6 protein-coding genes are annotated in these 7,341 nt (G+C 42.9%); all 6 read left to right on the top strand.

From position 1 onward, the window contains the following. On the top strand, positions 1-320 hold a 320-nt coding region (locus HY841_14610; GenBank protein ID MBI4931988.1), incomplete at its 5' end, for an adenylate/guanylate cyclase domain-containing protein. A 113-nt stretch (positions 321-433) separates the two neighbouring features. Then, entirely contained in the window at positions 434-2,062 is a 1,629-nt protein-coding gene (locus HY841_14605; protein MBI4931987.1) for a mucoidy inhibitor MuiA family protein, read from the top strand. Between the two features lie 161 nt (positions 2,063-2,223). After that, positions 2,224-4,035, top strand: a complete 1,812-nt coding sequence (gene typA / locus HY841_14600; GenBank protein MBI4931986.1) for a translational GTPase TypA — start codon at positions 2,224-2,226, stop codon at positions 4,033-4,035. Positions 4,036-4,209: 174 nt separating this feature from the next. Beyond that, positions 4,210-4,515, top strand: a complete 306-nt coding sequence (locus HY841_14595; protein MBI4931985.1) for a GIY-YIG nuclease family protein — start codon at positions 4,210-4,212, stop codon at positions 4,513-4,515. Positions 4,516-4,674: 159 nt separating this feature from the next. Beyond that, the gene (locus tag HY841_14590; protein MBI4931984.1) at positions 4,675-5,502 is read left to right on the top strand and encodes a Nif3-like dinuclear metal center hexameric protein; all 828 of its coding nucleotides are present in this window, start codon (positions 4,675-4,677) and stop codon (positions 5,500-5,502) included. 64 nt (positions 5,503-5,566) lie between these two features. Beyond that, positions 5,567-6,349: a hypothetical protein gene (locus HY841_14585; protein ID MBI4931983.1), complete on the top strand. Its 783-nt coding sequence runs from the start codon at positions 5,567-5,569 to the stop codon at positions 6,347-6,349. Positions 6,350-7,341: the final 992 nt, after the last annotated feature.

The following is a 7,341-nucleotide window of genomic DNA, read 5'->3' as shown; positions in this document are numbered from 1 at the left end:
CTCAAGTCCTCCCCAATGGGGAGGATTTAGGTGGGGCTTGGCAATTGAGAATCGGAATTCATACAGGTCCCGTTTCAGCCGGAGTGGTTGGTGATAAGAAATTTGCTTACGATATTTGGGGAGATACAGTTAATACAGCGAGTAGAATGGAATCATCAGGCGAAGCTGGAAAGATTAATATCTCAGGAATAACTCAAGAGTTAATCAAAAATAAATTCAGTTGTCAATTCAGAGGAAAAATTTCTGCCAAGAACAAAGGCGAAATTGAAATGTATTTTGTTGAAAAGAAAAATAGTTCTCTCCCCTTTGGGGAGAGTTAGAGAGGGGCTTTCCCCGCCAAGAACAAAGGAGAAATTGATATGTACTTTGTGGAAAAGTCTGTTTGACTTCATCTTAACTTCAAACAATAACTATCTTTGAAAAAATAAAATCCATGAAAAACATTTTCATCACATCGCTCATCGCTATTTTCCCGATTATTCTTTTCTCACAGGAAAATGAAAAGAAAGTAAAATCCGAAATCAAAGATGTAACCGTCTTTCTCAGCGGAGCATCGGTTACAAGCTCAGGCAGCACAACGATTGATGCGGGTCCGCAGGATCTGGTTTTTGAAAATCTTTCTCCCTATATTGACGCCAACAGCATTGAAGCCAAAGGCGAAGGAGCTTTTACCATTCTTGCCGTTACCTTCAGAACAAACTATTTAAACAACCAGCCCAAAACAAAAGAAATAAAGCAACTGGAAGATTCGCTTGAAATGCTTCAGTTGAAAATAACGGTTCAGCAAAACCTTCGCAATGTATATGAGAGCGAAGAATCCATGCTGCTTGCCAATAAAAGCATTGGCGGACAAAACGTTGGCGTGAATTCTGCAGAACTGGAAAAGGTTGCGAACATTCTCCGTACACGATTAACGGATTTGAATACTAAAGAAATGGAATGCAGTTTGAAAGAGAAAAAACTGAATGAGGAAATTGTCAAAGTGCAGAGCCAGCTCAATGAAGCTAACGCAAAGAGAAATAAAAATACAGGCGAAGTTGTGGTGAGTGTGACTGCGCTGACTGCCGTGAACGCAAAACTTTCACTTACTTATAATGTAATGAATGCTGGCTGGTCGCCTATTTATGATTTGCGTGCGGAAGGAAATAACCCGGCTGTGAAACTCGAATATCGAGCAAACGTTTGGCAGAACACAGGCGTTGAATGGAAAAACGTAAAGCTGAATATTTCCACCGGAAATCCATCCGTAAGCGGAACAAAACCAACGCTGAATCCCTGGTGGCTGAGTTTCTACAGCCCTATTTCGTATAAAAAATATTCCAGTTACGGAAAACAAAAAAATGCACAGGTCATGGCGGATATGCCTGTTGCCTCCGGAGAAGTGATGAAAGAAGAAGCTGAAAAAACAGTTGATGCCAATTACGCATCGGATTATACCACCGTTTCTGAAAGCGCTGTAACTGTTGAGTATGAAATCAGCATTCCTTACAATATTGCCTCTGACAACAAACCGCATTCCGTGAGCATTCAGAGTTTGAATATTCCTGCCGCCTACCGTTATTATTGCGCGCCCAAACTTGACCCCGATGCATTTCTTCTTGCCAAAATTACCGGCTGGGATAAATACAACTTGCTCAGCGGGAATCTGAATATTTTCTTTGAAGGAACTTTTGTCGGCACTTCCTATCTTGACACACACACCACAACCGACACGCTGGATATTTCTCTCGGAAGAGATAAAAATGTGGTGGTGAAACGCACGCTGCTGAAAGATTTTTCTGATAAAAAGATCATCGGATTGAATAAAAAAGAATCACGCGCCTATGAGATCAGCATCCGTAACAAAAAGAAAGCTGAAATAGAAATTGATATTGAAGATCAGATTCCGCTCAGCACCAGCAACGAAATTGAAATCGAATCGCTTGAAACCAGCGGAGCGAAGTACAATAAAGAAACCGGTTTGCTCACATGGAATCTGAAAGTGGCAACAGGTGAAGAAAAGAAATTCCGTTTCAGCTTCTCTGTAAAATATCCGAAAGACAAAGTGCTTTCCAACCTGTAAATTCTTTTTTTGCCGCAAAGTCACGAAGACACTAAGGAGCAGAAAAAAATAATGGCTGTTCGTAGTGAATCTTTGTGACGTTGTGTTTTAGTGGTTGGCGAGATTGTTTTCATTTCTTCCCTCCGATAATTTAGTTATCTTCGTGCTCTTTTTTAATCTATATGCAAAAAATTCGCAACATCGCTATCATCGCCCACGTTGACCACGGAAAAACTACGCTCGTTGATAAGATACTTCACACCTGCCAGCTCTTTCGTGAAAATCAGGCAACAGGTGAACTGATTCTTGATAGTAATGACCTTGAACGCGAACGAGGAATTACCATTCTTGCCAAAAATGTTTCCGTAAATTATAAAGACACCAAGATAAATATCATTGACACTCCGGGTCACGCGGATTTTGGAGGTGAAGTGGAGCGCGTGCTCAACATGGCAGATGGAGTTCTGCTGCTCGTTGATGCGTTTGAGGGCACCATGCCTCAGACCCGATTCGTCTTGCAGAAAGCCCTCGATCAGGGTTTGAAAGCGATTGTTGTAATTAATAAAGTGGATAAACCCAATTGCCGTCCTGATGAAGTGCACGATTCTGTGTTTGAACTTTTTTTTAATCTCAATGCGAACGAAGACCAGTTAAATTTCCCTACTGTTTATGGTTCATCCAAACTGGGATGGATGGGAGCTGACTGGAAAGCTCCTGCAAAAGATATTCTGTTTCTGCTTGATTCAATCGTAGAACATATTCCTGCCGCTCCTGTACGGCACGGAACGTTGCAGCTGCAAATCACTTCACTTGACTATTCTTCTTTCATCGGAAGAATTGCGGTTGGAAGAGTTTTCCGCGGAGAGATAAAAGAAAATATGCCTGTTTCATTGGTGAAGCGGGATGGAAAAATTATGAAGTCACGTATTAAAGAACTCTTCACGTTTGAAGGATTAGGAAAAAAGAAAACCGCATTGGTGAAAGCAGGCGATATCTGCGCGTTCACGGGCATTGAAGGATTTGACATCGGAGATACGATTGCTGATTTTGAAAATCCCGAAGGGCTGAAACCCATTGCTATTGACGAACCAACCATGAGCATGCTTTTCACGATTAACAATTCTCCTTTCTTCGGCAAGGACGGAAGATTTGTTACCTCGCGCCATTTGAAAGAAAGATTAGAGCGCGAGCTGGAAAAAAATCTTGCCATGCGGATGGAAGAAACCGGTTCGCCCGATTCATACATGATATACGGCAGAGGCATTCTTCATCTTTCCATTCTGGTGGAGACCATGCGAAGAGAAGGATATGAATTGCAGGTGGGTCAGCCGCAGGTAATCATAAAAGAAATTGACGGTGTGAAGCACGAGCCCATAGAAATTCTCACCGTTGACACTCCGCAGGAATGTTCAGGTAAAGTTATCGAGTTTGTCAGTCAGCGCAAAGGAGAAATGCTGGTGATGGAGCCCAAAGGAGATTTGATACACATGGAGTTTGATATCCCTTCGCGGGGATTAATCGGTCTGCGAAATGCTATTCTTACTTCCACTGCAGGCGAAGCCATCATGGCGCATCGCTTCAAAGCGTTTGAACCGTGGAAAGGAAACATCCCGGGCAGAATTGCGGGCGTTCTTATTTCTAAAGAGAAAGGACCGGCTGTTGCATTTTCCATAGACCGGCTGCAAGACAGGGGAAAATATTTTATCGAACCCGGAGATGAAATTTATACAGGACAAGTGGTTGGCGAGCATATCCGCATGGATGATCTTGTGATCAATATCTGCACAGAGAAAAAACTCACCAACATGCGCGCATCGGGTTCTGAAGAAAAAATGAAAATTGCTCCCAAGGTAAAGTTCTCGCTTGAAGAAGCGATGGAATATATTCAGAAGGATGAATATGTGGAGATCACCCCCAAGCATATCCGCATGCGGAAAATTCATCTGGATGAGAGCGAAAGAAAACGCCAGGAGAAAAAAGTGGAAGCGAATTAAAATAACGCTGTCATTTCGATGGCGCGTTTCGCGCCAGAGAAATCTCCTAATGATGTGCAGAAATATTATAATGTCATTTCGACCAAAGGGAGAAATCCCCTAATACATATGCAGGAATGTTATTGGGGGATTCCTCACCCGAAGCGGGGTTCGGAATGACAATAGAAATGAAAAATGAGACAACACAATTATTATGTTTACATTTTAACAAACAAGCATAAGAATGTCCTTTACATTGGCGTGACGAATAATATTATGAAGAGATTATATGAGCATACGGTAGAGAAGTCAAAGAAAAACTCGTTTGCAGTTAAATACAATTGTGAGTTCTTGGTTTACTATGAACATCACATCAGTATAGAGCAGGCAATCGCGAGAGAAACAGAAATAAAAAAATGGAGAAGGGAAAAGAAAGACAAATTGATTAATTCATTTAATCCTGAATGGAATTTTTTGAATGAAGAAGTAATGGCTTGGTAAATTGTCATTTCGAGCGAAGGGAGAAATCTCCTAATGATGTGCAGAAAGATTAAACTAATACAATGTCATTTCGACCAAAGGGAGAAATCTCCTGATAATAAGTAGTAGTCCATTGGGAGATTCCTCACGTGCGTTCGGAATGACAGATAAAATTAGAAAATGAAAATAAAACAAGTCACATCCTTTCTCGAATCCATCGCTCCTCTTTCCTTACAGGAGGAATACGACAACTCGGGTTTACTTATCGGTAACGAAGAAACAGAAGTTCAAGGCGCATTGATTTGTCTTGACTGCACCGAAGCAGTTCTGGATGAAGCCATAAAAAAGAACTGCAACCTGATTATTGCACATCACCCCATCATCTTCCTCGGACTGAAAAAAATCACAGGAAGAAATTATGTGGAGAGGGTAGTGGAGAAAGCAATCCGGAATAATATTTCCATTTACGCTATTCACACCAATCTTGATAACGTTCCGCAAGGCGTGAACAAAAAAATCTGCGATAAACTCGGTTTAACCAACTGTAAAATTTTACTTCCCTCTCCCTTGGGAGGGGGAGCGAGGGAGAGGGCTTCTGGTGCAGGCATGATTGGAGTTCTCAAATCCCCAACCACCGAAATCGCCTTTCTCAACAAAGTAAAAAAGATAATGAACCCCGTAGGAAAGAATTCCAACGGGGTGAAAGTTGGCTCGCTTCGCCACACAGCATTGCTCAATAAAAAAGTAAGCAAAGTTGCCGTTTGCGGAGGTTCAGGAAGTTTTCTTTTACCGGAAGCCATCCGCCAGAAAGCCGATGTGCTTGTCACTGCCGATTTCAAATACCACCAGTTTTTTGATGCGGAGAACAAAGTGGTTATTGCCGACATCGGACACTATGAAAGCGAGCAGTTTACCAAAGAATTATTGCGCGATTTGTTAATGAAAAAATTTTCTATCTTCGCCCTCCATTTATCAAAAGTGAATACAAATCCGATAAGTTATCTATAAACAAAAACAGCATTCTCAAATCGGTGTAATCTGTTGTTGAGAATCTGTGTAATCATATCCAAACATGGCAAAAGCAGCAACACTTTCTGAACGAGAAAAAATTGACGCTTCAGTTGAAAAAAAACTCAGCGCTCTTTTCGAACTACAGGTTATTGATTCCAAGATTGACAAGATACGAACCGTGCGCGGAGAACTTCCTATTGAAATCAAAGACCTTGAAGATTCTGTGGAACAATTAGCCACCCGCCTCGAGAAAATGCAGGAAGAACAGCGCGCGCAGGAAGCCATCATTTCCGACAAAAAGAATCAGATGAAGGATTCTGAAAGCATGATTAAAAAATATAAATCACAGCAGAACAAAGTGCGCAACAACCGCGAATACGAATCCCTCACCAAAGAAATTGAATTCCAAACGCTGGAAATTGCCCTGGCTGAAAGAAAGATAAAAGAATACAAAGCATCAGTTGTTGCCAAAAAAGAGCAGCTGGAACAGGCAGAAGAAGATTTGAAAGAAAGAAAAAGCCGCCTCAAAGAAAAGCAAGGAGAACTGGACGAAATCATAGCTGAAACAGAAAAAGAAGAAACAGCGCTTTTGAAAAAATCAAAAGCCGCTGAGGCGCTGATTGAAGAGCGTTTGCTTGGCGCTTATAAACGAATCCGCTCCAACACCCGCAACGGATTGGCGGTGGTTCCCATTGAGCGAAACGCCTGTGGCGGATGCTTTTCAAAAATTCCCCCGCAGCGCCAGTTAGACATCAACATGCACAAAAAACTTATCGTGTGCGAACACTGCGGGCGCGTGCTCGTTGCTCCCGATGTGGTGGAAAAAATTAAAGGCAAGAGTTAATCTCACTTCTTATATAATAAAGTACGCCATTCAGTCCCGATAACTATCGGGAGAGTGGCGTTTTTTTCTCCCCCTTTCTAAAGGGGGAATGTTCCGCTTTGGGAACAAGGGGGATTTCTGGGCGCGCCCTTCGCAAAGCCTCAGGTCAGGCCTATCCGCTCCAATCTGCGGTTACGCCATTGCGAGCAGAACGAAGCAATCTCACAGAAAGATTTATTATTATGGCGCGCCACCGCGAAGCGCGCTGTCAGGCTTTCGCCACTCGCTTTTTTGCGAAACGCAAAAAGAGCTCAAACAATTGGCTCAATCCTTCGCGCAAAAAATCCCTCACCCCTGCCCCTCTCCCACTGGAAGAGGGGAATTTGTGTCCGGCATTTATTAACCCCGCGCTGAAGCACGGGGCTATTAACATCTCGCTCCTACAGAGCGAAATACATTTATATGCGTGTAATTTTTTCTTTGCCCCATAGGGGCAACATATTAATATAGCCCCGACATTCATGTCGGGGACAACGTATCCCTAAAAAATATTTCCCTCCCCTTTTAAGGCGGAGGGATAAAGGGAGGGGGCAAGGAGGTGAGGCGCGTAAGGGCGAACTAAACTCCGTAGGAGTTTAATATGAGTAGCCCCCGATGAAATCGGGGGTAAAAAGAATCCCACACACCAATCTCCCTTCTCCCACAGGGAGAAGGGTTGGGGATGAGGGCGCTGTTCGCAAAAAGGTTTTCCGCGGAATCCCTCGCGCAAACCCCGTAGGATAAATATCCAACGGGGCAAACAACAATATGGTATTTTTCTTCACTCCGTAGGAGTGAAATAGTAATAGCCCCGACATTCATGTCGGGGTAAGAATGTAACCACACACTAAAGATTTAAACTCTGCCAGTAAAGATTTACCATCTACCACTAAAGATTTACCCGCTCCAACTCTCCCGAAGGCGCCTGCCCCGTTCTTCTCGGGGTCTCCGACTGTACTTTTACGCCACAAGCC

The organism is Bacteroidota bacterium (assembly GCA_016213405.1).
Classification (GTDB): domain Bacteria; phylum Bacteroidota; class Bacteroidia; order Palsa-948; family Palsa-948; genus Palsa-948.
Note: the sequence above shows the minus strand (reverse complement) of the source record. Positions and strands in the feature narration are given on the sequence as shown.

Coding starts and splice junctions, on each gene's coding strand:
- HY841_14605 (MBI4931987.1), top strand. CDS start 434: ATGAAAAACATTTTCATCACATCGCTCATCGCTATTTTCCCGATTATT.
- HY841_14585 (MBI4931983.1), top strand. CDS start 5,567: ATGGCAAAAGCAGCAACACTTTCTGAACGAGAAAAAATTGACGCTTCA.
- typA (MBI4931986.1), top strand. CDS start 2,224: ATGCAAAAAATTCGCAACATCGCTATCATCGCCCACGTTGACCACGGA.
- HY841_14590 (MBI4931984.1), top strand. CDS start 4,675: ATGAAAATAAAACAAGTCACATCCTTTCTCGAATCCATCGCTCCTCTT.
- HY841_14595 (MBI4931985.1), top strand. CDS start 4,210: ATGAGACAACACAATTATTATGTTTACATTTTAACAAACAAGCATAAG.